Here is a 1308-nt window from a genome sequence, read left to right as displayed (position 1 = left end):
CGCGTCCGGACGCGTCCATGTCGTTGATCACCAACGTGATGGACCACAGCCTCGACGAGGGATACGCCGAGGCTGCCGCGCGGAAGCAGGCCGACGGCAGCGGAGGCATGCCGAAGACCCTCAGGGCGAAACTGGGTCTCGCCGGCGGTCTGGTCCTCGCGGCCCTGGTGGTGACCGTCGGAGCCGCGCAGGCCAGAGTGGAGGCTCCCGTCGTCGCCAAGGAGCGCGAGGAACTGATCGACAGGATCGACCGGGAAACCGAGGCGGCGGACAAGCTCGAGGACGGCATCGACGCCCTCCGCGCCGAGGTGAGCGCGCGGCAGCGCGAGGCGCTCAGGCGCAGCGGCCAGAGCAACCGCACCGATCTGGTGGGCGTCCTGGCGGGCGCTGTCGCGGTGCACGGGCCCGGCGTGAAGCTCGTGGTGAACGACGCCAAGGACACGAGCACCGGCGGAGACGGCGACGCTCGTTCGACCACCGGGTTCTCCGACACCGGGCGGGTCCGCGACCGGGACATGCAGCGTGTGGTCAACGGCCTGTGGGAGTCCGGCGCCGAGGCGATTTCCATCAACGGGCAGCGGCTGACCGCCCTCTCGGCGATCAGGGCGGCGGGAGACGCGATACTGGTCGACAACAGGCCGCTGGTGCCCCCGTACACGGTCTTCGCCGTGGGGGACGGCCGCCAGTTGAGCAGCCGGTTCCAGAACAGCTCGGACGGGCTGTATCTGCATGCCCTGCAGGAGAACTACGACATCCGTACCGCTCTCTCGGTGGAGGACGACCTCCGGCTGCCCGCCGCACCGAGTGTGATCGTCCGAACTGCTCAACCGATAACCGAGACCGCACCTGAGAAAGGCACATCGTGATCGCCGTACTGGGCCTCGTCGTGGGAGTCGTGGTCGGCCTGTTGGTCCGGCCCGAGGTTCCGGCGGTCGTCGAGCCGTACCTGCCGATCGCCGTCGTGGCGGCCCTCGACGCCGTCTTCGGCGGGCTGCGGGCCATGCTCGACGGCATTTTCGACGACAAGGTCTTCGTCGTGTCGTTCCTGTCCAACGTGGTCGTTGCCGCGCTGATCGTCTTCCTCGGCGATGAGCTGGGTGTGGGTGCCCAGCTGTCCACGGGCGTGGTGGTCGTCCTCGGTATCCGGATCTTCTCCAACGCCGCGGCGATCCGCCGGCACGTCTTCCGGGCGTGAGGCCGATGAGCGACCAGGACCACGAGCCCGAGCACAAGCACCCCCGTCAGGACGACAGGATGACGCCCGAGCCGCCGGCCGGACCGCACGCGGCCCCCGGAGCCCGCCAGGAG

The 1308-nt window shown here is 69.6% G+C and carries 2 protein-coding genes; both read left to right on the top strand.

The window, feature by feature from the left end; translation table 11 throughout:
- The first annotated feature begins 17 nt into the window (after positions 1-17).
- Entirely contained in the window at positions 18-866 is an 849-nt protein-coding gene (locus tag AOK11_RS35995; protein WP_055597845.1) for a DUF881 domain-containing protein, read from the top strand.
- Positions 863-1195 (top strand): small basic family protein, encoded by a 333-nt coding sequence (locus AOK11_RS35990; protein ID WP_055597844.1) that lies wholly within the window; start codon positions 863-865, stop codon positions 1193-1195. The genes AOK11_RS35995 and AOK11_RS35990 overlap by 4 nt, the downstream gene beginning before the upstream one ends.
- The last annotated feature ends 113 nt before the right edge of the window (positions 1196-1308 follow it).

Source organism: Streptomyces hirsutus (assembly GCF_001418415.1).
In the GTDB taxonomy this organism is placed as follows: domain Bacteria; phylum Actinomycetota; class Actinomycetes; order Streptomycetales; family Streptomycetaceae; genus Streptomyces; species Streptomyces hirsutus.
Note: the sequence above shows the minus strand (reverse complement) of the source record. Positions and strands in the feature narration are given on the sequence as shown.

Coding starts and splice junctions, on each gene's coding strand:
- AOK11_RS35995 (WP_055597845.1), top strand. CDS start 18: ATGTCGTTGATCACCAACGTGATGGACCACAGCCTCGACGAGGGATAC.